Genomic DNA, 19,573 nt, shown 5'->3' with positions numbered 1-19,573 from the left:
GCCCCCGGGCGCCACGGGGTGCGATGGCGCCTGCCGCACCGCCGGGTGGGGAGGAAGCGGTGCGGCTCGGCGGGCGGCGACGCCTCTGCGGGAACATGCCGCCGCCTGCCGAAGTGATCTACAGCGGCAGCAGGACCGTGACGGTCTTGCCGCCCCCGTCGGCGTCGAGCGGGGTGCTGGTTCTGCCGCCGGCTTCGACGGCCAGGGCTTGAACCAGGCGCAGACCCCAGCCGCCGCTGCCATCCAGGTGCGCAACGGCCGCGCGGCGGGGCAGGCGCGGGTCGCGGTCGTGGACCGCGACCGTCAGGTGCCGCTCGTCCAGGCCGAGCCGGATATCGGCCCGGGCCACGGCGGTATGCCGCACGGTGTTGGTGACCAGCTCGCTGACCGCGAGCACAGCGGTCTCCAGCACCGTCGCGCTGCCCAGACCCCACAGACCGAGTTGGCCGGTCACCTCACAGCGGGCAGCGGGCACCGCAGCCGGGACGGCCGGGATGGAGAAGTGCAGCGATCGTTCGATCACCACCGCATCGTCGTCGGCCGTTTCCGCCTGCTGCTGAGACTTCTGGCGTGGTAACGCGTGCATCGCGGGGGCTCCCTCCGTCCGAGGCGGAATCCGCGCACGCCAGCCACCGACGATCAGCGACAGCAAGTGCTACGGATCGTGAAGCGCCCTCAGAATGGCCCCGTGCACTTCTCCCACGCAAGTGCGTGAGACAAGTGGGCATATGCCTGCCCCACTGCCGTGGCTGTGGACTCAAACTCCGGTGAAGCGGTAGGAGTTGGCGGCGTTGGGGCACACTTGCGTACGGCAACCTGCCGCACGCGGGGGCATCAAGGAGGGGTGATGGCCACGGCCAGTGGACCGACCGTACGCAAGCGCCAGCTCGGAGCCGAGCTGCGGAGGCTGCGCGAGAGCGCGGGCAAGAGGATCGAGGACGTCGCGGCACATCTGGAGTGCTCGATGTCGAAGATCAGCAGAGTGGAGACCGGACAGGCCCCGATCAAGGCCCGGGACGTGCGCGACCTCCTCGCCTGGTTCGGCGTCGAGGACCCCGCTCAGGTGGAGGCCGTGATGCAGATCCACAAGGACGCCCAGCAACAAGGCTGGTGGGCCCACTACGAAGAGGTCCTGCCGTCCGGCATGGCCACCTACGCCGGACTGGAGTCCGACGCGGTCGCCCTTCGCGCCTACGAGCCGATATTCGTCCACGGACTGCTACAGACCGAGGACTACGCCAGAGCCGTCATCGCCGCGGTCCGGCCTGGCGAGCCTGAGGAGGTCGAGCGGCTGGTCCGCTTCCGCATGCAGCGCCAGGACCTCCTCTCGCGTCGTCCGGATCCCCTGGAGTTGTGGGTGGTCGTCGAGGAGGCCGCCCTGCGACGGCCGGTCGGCGGGAAGGAGGTGATGGCGGCCCAGATCAAGCACCTGATCCATGCCGCCACCCTGCCGAACGTGACGATCCAGGTGATGCCGATCGCCAAAGGCGCCCACGCGGCCATGGCCGGGACTTTCGCGCTGCTGGAGTTCGGCACCAAGGCGCCGACCGTGGTCTACGTCGATTCGATCGCCGGAAACGTGTACCTGGAGAAGGAACGCGATGTCCGCAAGTTCATCCAGACCTTCGACCTCGTACGAGCCGCAGGGCCGGACCCGCAGGAGACCCCCGCCATCCTGGAGAACATCGCAAGGGAGATACACAAGACATGAGCACCAACGACAGGCGACCGGCTCACGAGGCCGACCTCAGCGGCGCCTGCTGGCGCAAGAGCAGCCACAGCTCCGGCAACGGAGCGTGCGTCGAAGTCGCCGAGGCCGGCGGCATCATCGCTGTCCGCGACTCCAAGGGTCCCAGCGGACCCGTCCTGCGGTTCAGCCCAGTCCAGTGGGCCTATTTCGTCAGCGGCGCGGCCGAGGAAGCAGACACCGGCAGCTGACCCGGGGCCACGTTGCCAGTGAAGACGAAGCCGGTCCGAACGAAACGCGGTCGCTCGGACCGGGGCCGCCGGTCACACGTCTGCCCCGCGTGACTACCACACCACCCATGCGGCGCTCCTCGCTGACCAATGACAACTGAGTCCGACCCAGTTGATGACCATCAGTGAGCCCGAATTGCCGGGGGCGGTCTTGGAGAGACCACCCCCGAATCACGTGGGACTTCTCAACTTGACCCGCTGCGGCCTTCACCCCTACAGGTCCCGGATCACATTCTGAAACGGTCAGAGCGTGGCAGCGAGGCACTCGTTCGTCGACAACCATCGCCGCCAGAGACGGCATCAAAAGCCATCCACCGCACGGAGAGCAGGATGGGGAGCTGCCTCCCTGAGGCTCTCGATGCACGCTGCGACGGTCTTCTGAAGGCTCTCCAACTCCTCGAGCATATCCACCTCGTACGCATCGGAGAGATCGCCCAGGTCGAGCTGCTCGAACACTTTCGATACCTTCCGAACACTGCTGTAGAACCTGGCCCGACGCTCCCGGACTTTAATTTCTGGGTCAGCCTCAATCGACTCAGCCATAAGCTGATTGACCGCCTCGTATACTTCAGCGACGGACTCAGCAGGGTCGGCGTCTCGATGCCCGATTTCTGCTAGTCGGCGCCCAGCCTCGGCTTTGACCTCTCCGGGGACATCAACAACCTGGCCGGCGGGGGTCCTGAACGTCCCCTCTTCTGCAATCTTGCGGACATATTCGAGCTGGTCTGTTCGTTTGACCGCGGCAGCCACCGCCTTCTTGAGCTGCGGGACTTCAGTCACGGTTCGCGCCATAGCAGCCTGAAGGTCTGAATCTTCCTCCATCCGTTGCATCAACGCTTCGCGCGCAACCTCCGCCGTCTTCGCGTCGGCGAGGATCGCGGTCTTCAGGTCGCTCGGATGGTGGGCAACGTGAAGAGCGCCCGCGAAGCTAGTGCCCGCCGCTTCAGCTTGTGCCGAAATGTTCTGGCGCCTTTCCGTACTACGTTCGGCGCTCGCGAAGTATCCACCCCAAAGGTCAGCATCGGGCAGTTCGACGTCGACGTCAGGCACGAGATCTCCAAAGCCAGGAACTACACCTGCCTCAGAAGCACACTCCCACGCCCGATAGAACCGCATCACGCGAGTAGTGGACGTGCCTGCCATTTCGGCAAATTTTTTAGCCGACACCTTCATACCGTCGCGGCGCATGCCATTGGGAGATGGCTCGGACTTCTTGCCTTGCCCTGATGCCGGCTGGACATTACGAGCCACCAAAAGGCCAAAGATCCATCCCCCTGAGCGAGCGTACGCCCCAAAGTCGCGCGCGTCACGCTCAACAGGGTCGACGCCTGTGGCCAGCCGCCCGGACTCCCGCAGGTCTGCTGCCGGGACGCCGAGCGCCCGTGCAAGCAGGTCGAGGGTGTCCTCATCGTCCCCGATGAGACGTACAACGTCATCCAGGGTTTGTCCCAGCCCCCCAGTAGGCGCCGAGGTCACGAACGATTCGAAGGTGTCGTGCGTGACCTCCTCCCCACGGGGAGTCGTGAACTGCCGCCACGACTCCTCCTCCAAGACACGCCGGATCAGTCCCGGCGCGGTCTCCATCCCGTTGAGAGTGGAACGGACAGACGAACTTAGGACGTTGACCAGCACTGCATTACCGTCTGATCGACTCATTCTTCCTCCTTCAGCCAGCCGTCCAACAGGTCAACGCGCTTATAGAGAGAATCCAACGGGGCATCGGTGATCTTGTTACCCAGACGCTGGTTCATTTCACTGTGAATATGAGAATGAGGAACGCCCCTGGCAACGGACAACTTGCCAACCTTCCTCTTGATCAAACGCCGGACATCTTTCTTCCGGTCGGACAGCGTCGTGTGCGTGGGCGTCGGGTCCCGCTGCTCAGGCGCAGGAGCCGCTTGGCCACCAAGTCGAAGAATGAGCGCAACGGCTTCAGGAGTCGTGCTCCGAGGAAGAGCGGACCCGGCAGCGCTCAATACAGCTTCGGCCCGTATCTTCTCCTCCGTCGTAATCGCCTCACCATTCGCGATAGTGGCATGGTGACGTGCGACCGAGGAGCCAATCACCTCGATGGTCGGAATGAGCGATGGGGGTTCATCGGGGTCGCCTTCGCTCTCCTGCGTCTCGCGAACCCGCTTTTCCTCATCGGCCAGCACCGCATCAACGGTCTTCTCGATATCTCTCGCGTAGGACAGAAGTGGCTCAATTGAAGGGATGAAAACCCGGGCGGTGGTTTCATCCTCGTCCCCTCGCATCCGAACAAATCGACCGACGACCTGAATGAAGAACATTTGCGTACGCACGCGCGAGGCGTATACGCCGACCGCAAGTCGCGGAATATCCACGCCCTCAGCCACCATCTGTACCGCGATGATCCATTGCTGAGTGGACTCAGCGAACGCCTTGATAATTTTGGACGCCTCTGGATCATCTGACACGGCGATGGCTGGCCGCTCACCCGTAATCCGTTCGAGAATCGCAGCGTAGGCACGAGCAGCGCTCTGGTCACTGGCAACCACGAGGCCACCAGCATCCGGGGTATCTATTCGAGCCTGAGTCAAGGCGGCGTGCGCTTCCGTAAGCACCGACGGAATCCACTCCCCATTCCAATCGAGCGCAGCGCGCAAGGCAGGAGGGACAGTCTTCTCGTCGGTCTCGGCGAGTGTGATGGATGTAGTGGCCAACTCGCCAGAGCGGCGCCACTTCGACTCACCGTCCATAGCTGGAAAGACCGCCGGACGCACCACGCCGCCGTCTGCAAGTGCCATACCGTAGTCGTAGTTGTAGCCGGGAACGGCACGACCGTTCTCGTAGTACACGAACGGGATCGGCTTTGCGTCACTGCGGAATGGAGTTCCGGAGAGCAGCAGTCTGCGAGTAGCGAGTTCGAAGGCGTCCTTCAGCGCCTGCCCCCAGGTGAGGTTCTCCCCATCGCCTGCGTGATGGATCTCGTCGAAGACCACGAGGGCTCGACCGGAAGTCAGCTTGCGCCACAGAAGGGGTGAGGACGCTACGGCTTGGTACGTGACCACGACGCCGTCGTAGTCGCTACCCACGGTACCGCTCTTGTTCACGAACGTATCGTCGAGCTGCACTCCCTTTCGGTGGGCCGCCTCGGCCCACTGGCGGCGCAGATGCGCGGTGGGGACCACCACCACAAGGCGGCTGATCGTTCCCTGATCGATCAGGTCCTGAGCGATGGTCAGCGCAAATGTGGTCTTACCTGCCCCTGGAGTGGCCACGACCAGGAAGTTGCCGGCCTCGCCGCCATTACGGCCGTGGTAGCGCTCACGAGCCTCCTGCTGCCACTCGCGCAGCCCGAACGCATCTGCCATAGAAGCCGTTCCCTTCTTCAGGTTGCAGTTCGGGCAGAGGGCCTGCCCATTGACGATGTCCGTCGCCCCGCCCTTGGACCACGCCTGCATGTGATCTCCGTGCCAGCCCGGAGCCAGCAGTTGGCCGCATCCAGAACAGCGCCCGTCGGCCGCGAGATACAAGGCCACGCGTTCGGCGCTGTTGAACGCACGCCGCTGGCCACGAGACGCATCAGAGACTCCCGTCATAGCTCCGCAGCGTATCGGCCGGGTCTGACAATCAGCCACGAATGCTCGAGAGCTGGCTGTTCGGCAGCGGGATGTGCTGGGACGTCAGGTTGGGAGCAGCGCGATGTCCAGTGCCGAATCAGATCTTGCGCGTGTGACCGCGTTCTTGTCCGGGACGCCCTGCGAGCGGGGCAGCCTACTGCGACTGCCCCGTCGTCCGCTCCCTCGCTGCGTGAGCGGCCCGCGCAACACGTACCGTTCTGAACAGGACAGAGTGACATGCCGCGTGGCGCTGATCAGGCAGAACAGCGCCAGGCAGCACGGTTGAGCACCGTCCGCCAGGGATTTGATCTGACTCCTTGCGCCCACGAGCACGCATGCTTGCGATGCCCGCTCCTGCAACCCGGCCCGGCCCAGAAACGTCGGCTCGACGAGATCACCGTCAACCTTCGCGATCGCCTGGCCCGCGGCTACGAGACACTCCTCGCACGCTCCGAAGCCCGTGCCCGGGGTCCCGGAAGCGTCGGAGTGGAGCGGAGACTTCGGGAATGCACTGTACGTCCTGCGGAGATCCGCGGGCCCTGTGGCGAGCCGCATCGTGGGTGAGGGACAGCCGCGGGCGGTGGTCACCGTAGTAGGCGATCTGCCAGTCGGTGAGCTCCGTGTGCGGGAAGTTCTGGGGAGGGCCGCCCGGTTCTATAGCGTGGTGACTTCTTCCCGAGCCGCCACTCCATGACCGTCCGGTCCCCCTTGGCGAAGTTGCAGTCGGGGCACGCTGGCATCAAGTTCCCGATGCTGTCATCTCCACCTCGGGAAATCGGAATGATGTGCTCTTGATGCAGGGATCGAGACTTCTCGCCACAGTAGGCACATGCACCCCTGTACCGGCCCCACAGTCGAGCGAGATCACGCCCAGTTATGCTGTACCGCTTGGCATTGGCCAACATCGCCCGGCGTTGGTGGTTTCCGCGACGCTTCGCAGCGCGGACCTTCTCCGGATTTGCCTCGAAGTAGGCGCGCCGGGAGCAGCGGCTCGAACAGTAGACGCGGTTCGCCGTACTGAGAGGCATGCTCTCGCCACAGTGGGCGCACGGGCGTGAACGGAGGGTTGTTCCCACCTTGCGCTTGTACTGGGCTTTCAAGTAGCAGGACTGTCCGCAGAATTTGGCGATGGCTGGACGATGAGACATCGTGCCACCGCACCAGACGCAGGAGCGGACCTTGGACTTGGGTTTGTGGTTGGCGCGGTACCAGCAGCCGTAACCGCAGTACTTGCGGAGACCGTGTTCCTGCGCCTCGATCGGTTGCCAGCAAATCTCGCAGCGCCGGCCTTGTTTCGCCTCTGCACGTTGCACCTTGCGACGCTCCGCCTGCGCAAGGTTGTTCATGGTGACCTGGCACGCAAGCGAGCAGTAGAGAGCGAGGGAACGCCTTCCAGGTGGGATCGTGAGGCCGCAGCCTTTGCATGCACGAGGCTCCGCGCGCACCTTCGGTTTGCTGAGATCCCGGCATGGCTGACAATGCTGTGGTTTGCGCCCCGCTTTGCCGCCTGGTACTTCGAAAGGGCACCCGCAGCCTTTGCACCAGAGGGTTATCGAGTCCGCTCTTGACTCTGCCCGCCTCTCGCGCCGCTGGAGCAGCCGCTCCTCACGGGACATAGCGGGCTGATGCGGAATATGGCCCTGAGCCTTGTACCAGCACTGCTGGTTGCAGTACTTGGCGAAGGCCTTGAGGTGGATAATGTCGGCACCGCATACCTGACATCTTCTGTCTCCCCGAAGGAGGCGCAGCTCCTCCATGCGTGCCGTGTGATGACTCTTGGACCTACGGGCCCTCGCGGCGGCCCTGTGGCCCTCGGAGCAGTAACGGGGTGGCGCACCGGGGTGGTTCGGCCGAACGAAGCGGGTGCCGCACTCTTCGCAGATGAGCATGGTCGGTCGGCGTGCTTCTAGGGCACATGTATCCGAACAGTACTTCGCTAGTCCATGCCGGTGGCTGATGTTTACGCCGCATACAGCACATCTCCGCATGAGTTCCCGTCTCCCCCCTCATCGTCATGCTCGGCGCGCATTCAGTGCAGTGTTCAAGGTAGGGCACGGCACTGACGAAGGTGGCTGACACTCGGGAAATTAGGAGGCAGCGGCCTCTCGGATTTCGCCAAACCCGTTGTACCGAACCAACAGCATGCTCAGGGGGGATCGTGTAGTCGCCTAGAAGAGGGTGTCGGCTGTCAAAGCAATAGTGCCCGCGCCAGAACGAGCCAGTGCGGCCCCGGCGGAGTCGAAGTGGCTACCGCCCGGGCTGCGGTAGTCGCGCCCTCCCCCGGAGCGGAAGCCCCAGCCACCGTCGGATCTGCCACCGTTGCTATATCCGGGGGGTCCTGAATTTCCATCGCACACCAGGCACTTCGTGCGCTACCAGCCCAACTAGCTGTTCACCTCCACTGCCTCTAACTACACCGAATACCGCCTAAACGCCAGCATTGAGACTAGACGACCTCTGCGCTCCCTTCGTGTGGCTGGTCAAGCTGCTGTTCGCGCTTGCGTTGCTCGACTCTCAGGAGTTCGATCTCCTTAGCGAGCTTGGCCAGCCGGGTGTTCTCGTCAGGGTCGTCGTACGGGTAAATGCCCAAGTCGAAAGCCGTAGCGTGGCGTTCTATGTCGTCTGCTGTCTGCTGGAGGTAAAACGCCCGCTCGCGCCACTTGTAGTAACCAGTGAAGCCTGCCGCAGCGCCTACGGAGAACGTGATACCCATCGCCCAGTACTTGAGGGGAGCCGGTGTGTCGGCAAGGGCGGATACGGCGGTTCCAGCCAGCGACCCGACGATGATGATGGATTGAGCGACGTTATGCTTCCTTCTATACTTCTTTCCGTCTTTGCGTAGGCTTTCAAGCTCTGCCGGGATCGAGTCCTTGTATGAGTATTGGCGGTCCGGGACCGGGAGTCCGAGACGAGCGGCATCCAAGAGGCGCAATTCTTCCGCCGCCTCAAGTTCGATCTTTAGCTCGCGTGCCGTCTTCTCGTAGTGACCCTCCGCGTTCGTCTCCATGTATCGGATCAGCCAGAAGGTCCCGGTACTGAGCGCGAAGACGGGGATGGCGATCTTGTTTGCGAGGGCGATAGCGGACCATCCAACGGCTACGTTCGCGATGACGAAAGCGAAGAGCAGGACGACGGCAAGGGCTCCGGCTAACCAGCGGGTGACTGTCTGGATGGTCCTAATCCGTAAGGCGACCCGGATTTCGGCTATGCCCTTCTTGTGCCTAATAAGGGCATTCACTCTGTCTGTCGTGCCCTGCGAAGCGTCCTCCATCGTCCCTGACCTTTCTCTCCGTAAGGGTTGGCCCACTGGGGGCAGATGAGGCATAGGGACCTGCCTGCGGCCTGCCGATGCATCCGCCGCTGCACCCCCGGACAGGGCGTCAGCATCCCCTTCCCGCTGTACGGGACGAGCACTTCGCTGGGCCGCAATGACGAGGAACGCTCCGCCGGCGACACCGGCAATCGTGACCAATGAGCCCACGCCGACAGCAGCGAGGATCGGATAGACGGCTTCCAAGACCTTCCCCGTTGGTTCGTGATCGTTGTCAGCTTCGCGAGTCAACCTGCAACGATCCCGACAACATGCGTGGAGGATAGTTGACGCTTATGGCCCCAGAGGCTTGAACTTCGAAGATCCAGCCAGCAAGCGACAAGATCCCTTCGAGACCGGGACGCGTACGCGCCACGTCATCGATGCGGAGGACGGCGTCGAGCGAGCGCTCTGGGCAGGTACCTGTGCCAACCGTGAGGAGGTATTCGTCGATGGTCGGCCAGGGGCCGCATACATGGCCCTGCCCTCTGGAGCCCGGTGGGGGTGCCGGGGTCAACGGCAGGGCCTCACCCGGGTCCGTCAGGAGGTAGTGGACGAGCGGGGGCGAAGGCCAGCTGACCTCACTGCGTGAGCGATGCGTGAGCGGACGGCGTGACACGAGCCGTCCTGGACAGGGCAGTGCAACATGCCGCGTGGTGCTGATCAGGCAGAACAGCACCACGCGGCACGACCGGGCACCCACCGTCACAGATCCGATCCCACTCCTAAAGCGGGTGTCGGCAGTTCGAATCTGCCCGGGGGCACCAGCGCGAAGGCCGCCTGCCGATCTCGGTAGGCGGCCTTCGGTATGCAGTTCCCACACCTGCGGGTCAGGTCGCGGCCGCAGCGGTGATCAGCTCGGGCAGGCAGCCGGCCCCGGGACGTCGTTACGACGCGGCGCCGCGGGCGCGCAGTTCTTCGTTGATGCGCTGCGCTTCTTCGAGTTGGTCCTCGAGGATGATGATGCGGCAGGCGGCTTCGATGGGGGTGCCGGCGTCGACGAGTTCGCGCGCGCGGGCCGCGATGCGCAGTTGGTAGCGGGAGTAGCGGCGGTGGCCGCCTTCGGAGCGCAGGGGCGTGATCAGGCGGTGTTCGCCGAGGGCGCGGAGGAAGGCGGGAGCGCTGCCGATCATCTCGGCGGCCCGGCCCATGGTGTAGGCGGGGTAGTCGTCGTCGTCGAACTTGTCGACGGGGCGGGAACTGCGAGGGGTCATAGACCTCTTCTTTCGGGGACGCGTCGAGGGGCCCGAGTGCCGTACCGGCACCCGGGCCCCGAGCTTTCAACACCATCTACCGGCTGACTGCGCCGGCTTTCTTGTTCCGCTGGTCCGCCTGGCAGGGCGGAGGCGCGGGGATCGCGGATGCGTGACCGGGGACCACCTTCCAATCCGGGGCCTGCGGTACCCGAGCGGTGTGCTTCCTCGCCCGGGCGATCCTGATGGCGTCTGCTCCTTTTCTCACTTCGGTTACTCGGTTGTACTGCTGGATATCGCGGGTACTGCATGCGGCCCCTGGGGCCGCTCGGCCCGGCAGTCAGTGAAGGGACCCACCATCTCCGGCCCCGTCACTCCACTGCCGTTCCGCTTCCTGCCTGACCTGCTCGCACGGCAGTTCATCTCTGCCGTGCCCTCTTCGACTTCTTGGGTACGAGGGAAACACTAGCCCTCGCACGCACCCATGTCTACTCTCGTCGCGATAGATTTTCTCAACATCCAGCGAGTGGACTTCTGTCTCATTGACACCCGGAAGAGTGACACCCGGGTTGAAGACATGACCAGCCGGATCCCTGTGGGGACAGGGGCGCATCACCCACGTCGCGGTGAACCCGGCCCTGTGGCAGGGCATGCCAAAGTACCCGTCGACGGTGCCGACGGGTACGTGGTGGGGGGGCCGAGGGCGGACGACCGCCGTGAGGTCCGGTCAGTCCTGGCGGCCGGGGCCGGTCAGGCGGCTCGGGCCGAGGAGGTCTGCCGCGCGGCCGGTGCCGCGGTCCGGGCCGATCCGGTGGCACGGCGGGCCTGGGCGGGACGGCTGCGGCGGCCGCGGCTGGAGGAGCCGCCGCGCTTGGCACGTTCCACGACCGGTGCGGCGATGGTGACCGGGATGCCGGAGGGCGTCCGGGCGCCGGTGATGCGGCTCAGCTCGGCCTCCCCGGAGCGGACCTGGGTCGTCTGCGGGGTGATGCCCGCGTCCGCCATCAGGCGGTCCATGGTGCGGCGCTGGTTGGGCAGGACGAGGGTGACGACGCTGCCGGACTCGCCGGCGCGCGCTGTGCGGCCACCGCGGTGCAGGTAGTCCTTGTGGTCACTGGGCGGGTCGACGTTGACGACGAGATCGAGGTTGTCGACGTGGATGCCGCGGGCGGCGACGTTGGTGGCCACCAGGACGGTGACATGGCCGGTCTTGAACTGGGCCAGGGTGCGGGTGCGCTGGGGCTGGGACTTGCCACCGTGGAGGGCCGCGGCCCGGACACCGCTGTTCAGCAGGTGCTTGGTGAGGTTGTCCACGGCGTGCTTGGTGTCCAGGAACATGATCGACCGGCCTTCGCGGGCGGCGATCTCGGTGGCGGTGGCGTACTTGTCGGCACCGTGGACGTGCAGCACGTGGTGCTCCATCGTCGTGACCGCGCCCGCCGAGGGATCGACGGAGTGGACCACCGGGTCCGTCAGGTAGCGCCGGACCAGGAGGTCCACGTTGCGGTCCAGGGTGGCCGAGAAGAGCATCCGCTGACCCTCGGGCCGGACCTGGTCGAGCAGCGCGGTGACCTGGGGCATGAAGCCCATGTCGGTCATCTGGTCGGCCTCGTCCAGCACAGTGATGCCGACCTGGTTCAACCGGCAGTCACCGCGCTCGATGAGGTCCTTGAGCCGTCCCGGCGTGGCGACGACCACCTCGGCCCCGCCGCGCAGCGCGCCGGCCTGGCGGCCGATCGACATCCCGCCGACGACGGTGGCCAGCCGCAGCTTGAGCGACCGGGCGTAGGGGGTGAGGGCGTCGGTGACCTGCTGGGCCAGTTCCCGGGTGGGCACCAGGACCAGTGCCAGCGGCTGACGGGGCTCGGCGCGCTGCCCGGCGGTACGGGCCAGCAGGGCCAGGCCGAAGGCCAGCGTCTTGCCCGATCCGGTGCGCCCGCGGCCGAGGACGTCGCGCCCGGCCAGCGAGTTCGGCAGCGTGGCGGCCTGGATGGGGAACGGGGCGGCCATGCCTTCCGCGGCGAGGGCCGCCAGCAGCGCCGGCGCCATGTCCAGCTCGGCGAACGTCCCGGCCGGGGGCAGGGCGGGAGTGCGGGTGACGGGCAGGGCGAACTCTCCCTGGAGCGCCGAGGGACGCCGCCCGGAGCCCCCGGAGCGACCTGCGCCCGAGCGGTTCGGCCCACCGGAGCGGTAGCCGCCGCGACCCGAGCCGGACGAGCCGGCGGAGCGGGAGTAACGGTCATTCGTGCGAGCTGTGCGGTTCATGGAGAACCTTCCTCGATGCGGTACGCCGAGGAATTCCCGGCGGCATCGAGCCGCGCACAGAGAATCGCAAGAACGAACCGATGAAATGAGAGAGGAGCGGCCGGCTGCCGGCCGGGCGCATGTGCGGCCGTGGTCGGGCGCGCGGGAAACCCCGGAATACAACGAGCTGGGGCCCGCACCCAAGGTGCGGGCCCCAGCTCGGTCTTACGCGTCAGCGTCAGGCGGGAACGATGTTCTCGGCCTGCGGGCCCTTCTGGCCCTGCGTGACGTCGAAGTTCACCTTCTGGCCCTCCTGCAGCTCGCGGAAGCCCTGGGTGGCGATGTTCGAGTAGTGGGCGAAGACGTCAGCGCCGCCACCGTCCTGCTCGATGAAGCCGAAACCCTTTTCCGCGTTGAACCACTTCACGGTGCCAGTAGCCATGTCATATCTCCTTCGGGGCAGTGCCCGGAGCCCACACCGTGTGAGCTCCGTATCGCTGCGTTGATTGCCCGTCCGGAAATAAAAACCGGGAATACGAAAGCGCTCCGCCATATACGAAAGCGAGCACGCTTTAAGTCTTGGGAACCACAACTGCGACTGAGATCGAAGGTAGCACGGTACCGGCGGCCGTGCGCGGCACATGATCCCGGCACTTTCGAGAGGGCAAAAAACCCTTACCGCGCCGGTGGCCATTTCTGTAGTTGCAGCAGGAGATATTCAGAATCGGCGGTCGTCCGCATTCGACCCGAAATACGTCGACACCTCGGCCACCGCCCGGGCTCCCGGGGCCGGGAGCGCGCCGGCTCCGGATGCGGCCATGGCGCCTGCATCCGGCCGAGGCGCCAGTACGCTGAACCCGGCGGGAACGGGCCCGCTCGCACAGCGGTCGGGAGGTGCGTCATGACCGCCGGAACGGTGGCCCCTGCGTGGATGCACGAGCAGGTCACAGCGGAGCAGTACGGCTCCTGGCCCGAGGAACAGTGCGCCGGGATCGAGATCGTGGACGGGATGGTCGTCGCGCGTCCCCGCGCGTCCAAGCGGCACAACCGTCGGGCCCGGATCCTGGCGAATGCCCTGGACGCCGCCGCCGGACCGGACTGGAACGCCGACACGGACTTCGACGTCCGGCTTCAGGACGTCCCGCTCACCAATCGTCGTCCGGATGCCGTGCTCTACCGCGCGGACACGATCGATGTCACACCCACCCGTCCGGAGCACGTGCTGCTGGTCGCCGAGGTCGTCTCACCGGGGTCGGAAACCACCGACCGCATCGTGAAGGTGGACCAGTACGCCAAGTCCGGCATCACCTTCTACTGGCGGATCGAACAGGCCGCGACCGGCGTCCCGTTGGTCTACACCCATGTTCTCGACCCGGCGACCAGGGCCTACAGGGACGGAGACGTGTTCACCGGCGTCATCAAGGTCTCGGCCCCCTTCCCGGTGGAGATCGACCTCGGTCAGCTCTGACCCCGCGCTCGGGCAGCGCCGCACAACTCCCCTATTTCGGCGGCGCTTCGAGGTCGTTGATGGTCAGGTCCGAGAGGCGGACCGAGTACCAGACCTCCTGGGACCTGCCGCCGGACCAGCGTTCGGTGAGGACGACCGTGGAGTGGCCGGCGCCGCTGCCCTCGTAGCGGGTCTTCCAGGAGGCGGGGGCGTTCCGGTCCTGGAAGACGGGGTCTGCGTCGTGCTTGAGGGCCCAGGCGTCGAGGCGTTTGTCCAGGTCGGGGGCGAGGTAGCGGGCGCGCACCTGGGCGGGGGTCGAGTGGCTCTTGTGGAGCACGGCCTGGCGGTAGTCGCGGAAGAAGTCGTTGACGCGGGCCTGGGCCCTCGACTGCTGCGCCGCCGTGGCAGCCGCGGAGGCGGGCGGGGAGAGCGGGCCGACGGTCAGCAACGTGGCGGCGGCGACGGCCGCGGCGGCGGCGGCGCAAAGCCTCGTACGGTTCGGCATATTCATGACGTAAGCACGTACCCATAAATCCACACATCACTCACTTGGGTGAGCGGCTGGGTGAGGGGCAGCGGGTGCGCGAAGATCACCTCCTCCGATCGGATCATCTGAAGTCGACTAAAGTCGGATTCCTTACCGCTGGTTGTGGGGCCAGTACGGGGTCCGGGGCGCCGGGGCGTCCCGAGGGGAGGGCATGTTTCCGCATGAGTCGTCGCTCCAATGGACTGATGGGCATCTGGGCCGAGGCACAGCGTCAGCAGCAGCGCGAACGTGAGGCCGCGCACCGGGAACGGATACAGGCCCAGCGCGAGCAGGAGCGGCAGCAGCGGGCGTACGAGCGCGAGACCGCGCGGCTCGACCGGGAGCAGCGCGCGGCGTACCGCCAGCGGCGCGAGGCCGAGGCCCTGCGCCGTACGGAGGAGCTGGAGGGCCGGGTCGCGGAGCTGACCGGGCTGCTGGCGGCCGGGTGCGCCGCCCCGGCGTTCACCCCGGCGGCGCTGCGCAGACCCGAGGAGGTCGACCCCTTCCAGCCGGGGCACCTGGCGCACCCGGTGGCCATGCCCGACCCCGGTCAGTACCGCTTCGCGCGCCAGCAGTTCGAGCGCGACTGGCAAGCTGCCCAGGCGGCCGAGGCGCAGCGGCAGCAGCAGCTGGCCGCGTACCGGCAGCAGTACGACCAGTGGGCCGCCGGACAGCTGGCTGAGATACGCCGCTACAACGCGGGCGTCGCGGAGATGACCGAGGCACTGCGCGAGCGCGACCCGGACGCGGTCGTCGACTACTTCTCCGCCGCGCTCTACGCCTCCTCCGCCTGGCCGCAGGAGTTCCCGCACCAGATCGCCGCCGCGTACGACCCGGGCGCGCGGCAGTTGGTGCTGACGACGGAGCTGCCGGGCTACGACATCGTGCCGGAGGCGAAGGCCGTGCGGTACATGCCGACCGCCGACCAGGACAAGGAGACGGCCCGCCCGGCCGCCCAACGCCGCGCCCTCTACCGGGATGTCCTTGCGCAGTGCCTGCTGCTGACGGTGCGTGAGCTGTTCGCCGCCGACGGGTTCGGGGCGCTCGAATCCGTGGCGCTCAACGGCTTCGTCGACGACCACGACCCGGTCACCGGGCGGCGGGCGCAGATCGTGCTGGCCACGGTCGCCGTGTCGCGGCAGGTCTTCGAGGGGCTGCACCTGGCGCAGGTCAGCGCGGTCGACTGCCTCGTGGACGGGCTGGGCGGCCAGCTGTCCGCCCGCCCGGACCAGCTGGCGGCGGTGCGTCCGGGGCGGATGCCCGACGAGGTCGGCCGGAGCGTGGTGTCGCACGGCGGCGGTGACGACCCGGACCTCTTCGAGATGGACCCGATCGAGTTCGAGGAGCTGGTCGCCCAGCTGTTCCGGGCCCGGGGCATGCGGGCCGTGATGACGACGCGCTCCAACGACGGCGGCGTGGACGTCGAGGCCCTGGACCCGGACCCGATCAGCGGCGGCCGGATCATCGTGCAGGTGAAGCGGTACCGCAAGACAGTGCCGCCGACGGCGGTGCGCGATCTGTACGGGACGGTGCAGGGCGCGGGCGCGAACAAGGGGGTGCTGGTGACGACGTCGGGCTTCGGCCCCGGTTCGTACACCTTCGCCAACGGGAAGCCGCTGACCCTGGTGTCCGGCGAGGAGCTCGTCGGCCTGCTCGGCCGGCACGGGCTGCGCGGGCGGCTGGGCGGCGGTCCGGGCACGTCGGCGGCGGCCGCGCGCCGGTCCGTGGACCCCGAGCCCGCCCCCGAGCCGGAACCGGCGGCCGGTGATCACAACGTCCTGGGCATGTCGTGGTCCGGCCGGGTCGCCCTGGACGTGTGCGCGCTCGTCTGCCAGGGCACGCGGGTGCTCAGCGACGATCACTTCGTCTTCTTCAACAACCCGGCCACCCCCGACGGCTCCGTGCGCGCGGTGTCCCCCTCCGCCGGGGACAAGGCGGCGGTCCGGGTCGCCTTCGAGGCACTGCCCCGGGAGGCGGACCGCCTGGTGCTGGTCGCCGCGGTGGACCCGCAGGCCAACCCCGAGGCGGACCTCTCGGAATTCACGGACGCGCGGATCCGGCTGTCCGATGCGGTGGGTACGGAGCTGGGGCAGCTGGAGGTCTCGGACGGGCGGCCCGGTGAGACGGCGCTGGTCCTCGGCTCTTTCCGCCGCCGGGCGAACGGGGACTGGGATTTCGTGCTCGGGGGCCAGGGGTATCGGGGTGGGCTGGAGGAGCTTGTTCAGGGGTTCGGGATAGAGGTGGCTTGAGGGGGGTGGTCGGGTGCGGGTCACTTGCGCCTGCGGCGCGTTGTTCCCCAACCCCGCTCCTTCCCGACTGGGGCACGGGCCCCAGACCCCCGGGTGCGGGCGGGTGAGCGCCTACGGCGGGCTTGTTCCCCACCCCGCCCCTTCCCGGCTGCATCTCATGTGCGGCTCCGCCGCGTGGGGGGCGCTGCCCCAGCCCCCTGGCTGCGGGCGGGTGGGCGCCTGCGGCGGGCTTTTTCCCCTACCCCGCCCCTTCCCGAAACTGGGGGCAAGCCCCCAGACCCCCGAAGCACGCTTCGCGCGTTGTCCTCAAACTCCCCCAGCTACCTCCCCCAGACTCCGTCCGGGGGTGCCCCCAGAGGTGCCCCCAACGGGCTGAAAAGAATGGCGCGCCCCGGAACTGGGGCTCCGCCCCAGACCCCGAACCTGCACGCCCGTTGCCTCCCCCAGACTCCGTCCGGGGGTGCCCCCAGCGGGCTGAAAGAAGAGAACGGCGCGCCCCACGACCCGATGTCGCTCTCCGGTGGGAGGGGGTGGGGTCGGAGGGTGGGGTTCTGGAACGCGGTGCGACTTCACAGCACCCAACACGCCTCACAGCAACCGCACCGCGTTCCAGGTCCCCAGCCCGGAGGCCCCACCCCCGGCACCCACCACCACCCAAGCCCGGCCGGCGCTTGAGGCCGCCCGCCGCAGGCGCGAACCGACCCGCACAAGACATCGGACCTGCACCCAGAACCGCCCCCGCACCCAGCGGAAAACGCACCCACCACAAACCCAGCCCGGCCGGCGATTGAGGCCACCCGCCGCAGGCGGCAACGGACCCGCACCCAAAAACCGCCCCCGCACCCAGCGGAAAGCGCAGGCGCACACAACCCGCACAAGACCACGGCCGAACCCCACTTATCCACAGTCACCCATCCGGGTAAGCCAACCCTCGTAGACTTCAAAAATGGCCGCTCCCACTGAGACCGCTCGTCCCGCCGACCCCACCGACCCCGCCAACCCCAGCGACGCCCTGCGCTGCCTCCAGCGCGTCTTCGGCTATGACGCGTTCCGAGGCGACCAGGAAGAGATCATCGAGCACGTCGTCGCAGGTGGGGACAGCCTCGTGCTCATGCCCACCGGTGGCGGCAAGTCGCTCTGCTATCAGATCCCGGCGCTCGTGCGGCCCGGTGTGGGTGTGGTGATCTCGCCACTGATCGCGCTCATGCAGGACCAGGTGGACGCGCTGCGCGCGCTCGGGGTCCGGGCGGGGTTCCTGAATTCGACGCAGGATCTCGACGAGCGGCGGACGGTCGAGGCGGAGTTCCTGGCGGGCGAGATCGACCTGCTCTATCTGGCACCGGAGCGGCTCCGGGTCGAGGCCACGCTGCGGCTGCTGGACCGCGGCAAGATCTCCCTCTTCGCCATCGACGAGGCGCACTGCGTGGCGCAGTGGGGCCACGACTTCCGGCCGGACTATCTGGCGCTGTCCCAGCTCCACGAGCGCTGGCCGGACGTCCCGCGCATCGCGCTGACCGCGACCGCCACGGAGGCCACGCACGCGGAGATCGCGGGGCGGCTGAAGCTCCAGGACGCCCGGCACTTCGTGGCGAGCTTCGACCGGCCGAACATCCAGTACCGCATCGTGGCGAAGGACGACCCCAAGCGTCAGCTGCTGGAGCTGCTGCGCACCGAGCACCCGGGCGACGCGGGCGTCGTCTACTGCCTGTCCCGCAGGGGCGTCGAGGACACGGCGGCCTTCCTCGTGCAGAACGGCATCGACGCCCTGCCGTACCACGCGGGCCTCGACGCGCGGACCCGCGCCGCGAACCAGGCGCGCTTCCTCCGCGAGGACGGCGTGGTCGTGGTGGCCACGATCGCCTTCGGCATGGGCATCGACAAGCCGGACGTACGCTTTGTCGCCCACCTCGACCTGCCGAAGTCCGTCGAGGGGTATTACCAGGAGACCGGCCGCGCCGGGCGCGACGGCCTGCCGTCCACGGCCTGGCTGGCGTACGGGCTCCAGGACGTCGTCCAGCAGCGCAAGATGATCGACGGCTCCGAGGGTGACGACGCCCACCGCCGCCGGCTCGGCGCGCACCTCGACGCGATGCTGGCCCTGTGCGAGACGGTCGAGTGCCGCCGGGTGCAGCTGCTGGCGTATTTCGGCCAGCAGAGCACCCCCTGCGGCAACTGCGACACGTGCCTGACGCCCGCCGAGACGTGGGACGGCACCATCGCCGCCCAGAAGTTCCTCTCCGCGGTGCTGCGGCTGGCCCGGGAGCGGCGGCAGAAGTTCGGCGCGGGGCAGATCATCGACATCCTGCTGGGCAAGAAGACCGCGAAGGTCATCCAGCACGACCACGACGGCCTGACGGTCTTCGGCATCGGCACCGAGCTGAGCGTCGCGGAGTGGCGGAGCGTGGTCCGCCAGCTGCTGGCGCAGGGCCTGCTGGCCGTCGAGGGCGACTTCGGCACGCTGGTCCTCACCGACGCGAGCGCGGAGGTGCTCGGCAGGCAGCGCGAGGTGCGGCTGCGGCGCGAGCCGGCCCGCGCCGCGAAGAGCGCGTCCCGCTCGTCGTCCGGTTCGGCCAAAAAGAGCGCGCCTGTCGACCTCCCGGCGGAGCTCGTCCCCGTCTTCGAGAAACTCCGCGCCTGGCGCGCGGCCACCGCCCGCGAACTGGGCGTCCCGGCGTACGTGATCTTCCACGACGCAACGCTGCGGCAGATCGCGACGGCCGCGCCCACGTCGCTGGAGGAGCTTTCGGGAATCAGCGGGGTGGGCGAGGGCAAGCTGGCGAAGTACGGGCAGCCGATCCTTGACCTGCTGGCGGCGTCGGCCGAGTAGCTGGGGCTGTTTTTGGTTCCCCAGCCCCGCCCCTTCCCGGCTGCGTCTGATATGCGGCTCCGCCGCGTGGGGGGTTCCGCCCCTGACCCCTGACCGCGCTTCGCGCGGTGTCCTCAAACTCCCCCAGCTACCTCCCCCAGACTCCGTCCGGGGGTGCCCCCAGAGGTGCCCCCAACGGGCTGAAATCAGCCCGTCCGGGGTTTGAGGACTAGCGCC

Annotated in this window: 14 protein-coding genes; 5 read left to right on the top strand and 9 right to left on the bottom strand. The window is 67.3% G+C overall.

The genetic code is table 11. The features are described from left to right. Positions 1-118 precede the first annotated feature (118 nt). The gene (locus tag ACFY1P_RS26800) at positions 119-586 is read right to left on the bottom strand and encodes an ATP-binding protein (protein ID WP_390752080.1); all 468 of its coding nucleotides are present in this window, start codon (positions 584-586) and stop codon (positions 119-121) included. Positions 587-847: 261 nt separating this feature from the next. Between ACFY1P_RS26800 and ACFY1P_RS26795 the strand changes: the two genes are divergently transcribed. Beyond that, a complete protein-coding gene (locus tag ACFY1P_RS26795; RefSeq protein ID WP_390752079.1) occupies positions 848-1,711 on the top strand; it encodes a helix-turn-helix domain-containing protein in 864 nt (287 codons plus the stop codon). Further along, positions 1,708-1,938, top strand: coding sequence for a DUF397 domain-containing protein (locus tag ACFY1P_RS26790; protein ID WP_390752078.1), 231 nt, complete (start codon positions 1,708-1,710; stop codon positions 1,936-1,938). Before ACFY1P_RS26795 ends, ACFY1P_RS26790 begins: the two co-directional genes overlap by 4 nt. 339 nt (positions 1,939-2,277) lie before the next feature. On the opposite strand, the gene ACFY1P_RS26785 is transcribed toward ACFY1P_RS26790, so the two are convergent. The 7 genes from ACFY1P_RS26785 to ACFY1P_RS26755 form a co-directional block, all read right to left on the bottom strand. Beyond that, positions 2,278-3,561 carry a hypothetical protein gene (locus tag ACFY1P_RS26785; RefSeq protein WP_390752077.1) on the bottom strand — a complete coding sequence of 428 codons (1,284 nt, stop codon included), beginning with the start codon at positions 3,559-3,561 and terminating at the stop codon, positions 2,278-2,280. A 68-nt stretch (positions 3,562-3,629) separates the two neighbouring features. Next, positions 3,630-5,540 (bottom strand): DEAD/DEAH box helicase family protein, encoded by a 1,911-nt coding sequence (locus tag ACFY1P_RS26780; RefSeq protein ID WP_390752076.1) that lies wholly within the window; start codon positions 5,538-5,540, stop codon positions 3,630-3,632. 605 nt (positions 5,541-6,145) lie between these two features. Continuing rightward, on the bottom strand, positions 6,146-6,466 hold the full coding sequence (locus ACFY1P_RS26775) for an HNH endonuclease (RefSeq protein WP_390752092.1): 321 nt from the start codon (positions 6,464-6,466) through the stop codon (positions 6,146-6,148). A gap of 1,541 nt (positions 6,467-8,007) precedes the next feature. After that, positions 8,008-8,832 (bottom strand): SLATT domain-containing protein, encoded by an 825-nt coding sequence (locus ACFY1P_RS26770; protein ID WP_390752075.1) that lies wholly within the window; start codon positions 8,830-8,832, stop codon positions 8,008-8,010. A gap of 926 nt (positions 8,833-9,758) precedes the next feature. Then, positions 9,759-10,085, bottom strand: a complete 327-nt coding sequence (locus tag ACFY1P_RS26765) for a MerR family transcriptional regulator (RefSeq protein WP_361524744.1) — start codon at positions 10,083-10,085, stop codon at positions 9,759-9,761. A gap of 729 nt (positions 10,086-10,814) precedes the next feature. After that, positions 10,815-12,329 carry a DEAD/DEAH box helicase gene (locus tag ACFY1P_RS26760; protein ID WP_361524747.1) on the bottom strand — a complete coding sequence of 505 codons (1,515 nt, stop codon included), beginning with the start codon at positions 12,327-12,329 and terminating at the stop codon, positions 10,815-10,817. A gap of 217 nt (positions 12,330-12,546) precedes the next feature. After that, positions 12,547-12,750 (bottom strand): cold-shock protein, encoded by a 204-nt coding sequence (locus ACFY1P_RS26755; RefSeq protein ID WP_046930152.1) that lies wholly within the window; start codon positions 12,748-12,750, stop codon positions 12,547-12,549. Positions 12,751-13,209: 459 nt separating this feature from the next. Between ACFY1P_RS26755 and ACFY1P_RS26750 the strand changes: the two genes are divergently transcribed. Beyond that, positions 13,210-13,776: a Uma2 family endonuclease gene (locus ACFY1P_RS26750; protein WP_390752074.1), complete on the top strand. Its 567-nt coding sequence runs from the start codon at positions 13,210-13,212 to the stop codon at positions 13,774-13,776. A 31-nt stretch (positions 13,777-13,807) separates the two neighbouring features. Here the strand turns inward: ACFY1P_RS26750 and ACFY1P_RS26745 are convergent, their stop codons facing one another. Next, positions 13,808-14,260 (bottom strand): hypothetical protein, encoded by a 453-nt coding sequence (locus ACFY1P_RS26745; RefSeq protein WP_390752073.1) that lies wholly within the window; start codon positions 14,258-14,260, stop codon positions 13,808-13,810. 227 nt (positions 14,261-14,487) lie between these two features. On the opposite strand from ACFY1P_RS26745, the gene ACFY1P_RS26740 reads away from it, so the two are divergent. Continuing rightward, entirely contained in the window at positions 14,488-16,530 is a 2,043-nt protein-coding gene (locus ACFY1P_RS26740; protein WP_390752072.1) for a restriction endonuclease, read from the top strand. Between the two features lie 946 nt (positions 16,531-17,476). Continuing rightward, positions 17,477-19,357 carry a DNA helicase RecQ gene (gene recQ, locus ACFY1P_RS26735; RefSeq protein WP_361531621.1) on the top strand — a complete coding sequence of 627 codons (1,881 nt, stop codon included), beginning with the start codon at positions 17,477-17,479 and terminating at the stop codon, positions 19,355-19,357. The last annotated feature ends 216 nt before the right edge of the window (positions 19,358-19,573 follow it).

It is taken from the genome of Streptomyces sp. NPDC001407 (genome assembly GCF_042895325.1).
GTDB lineage: Bacteria > Actinomycetota > Actinomycetes > Streptomycetales > Streptomycetaceae > Streptomyces.
Note: the sequence above shows the minus strand (reverse complement) of the source record. Positions and strands in the feature narration are given on the sequence as shown.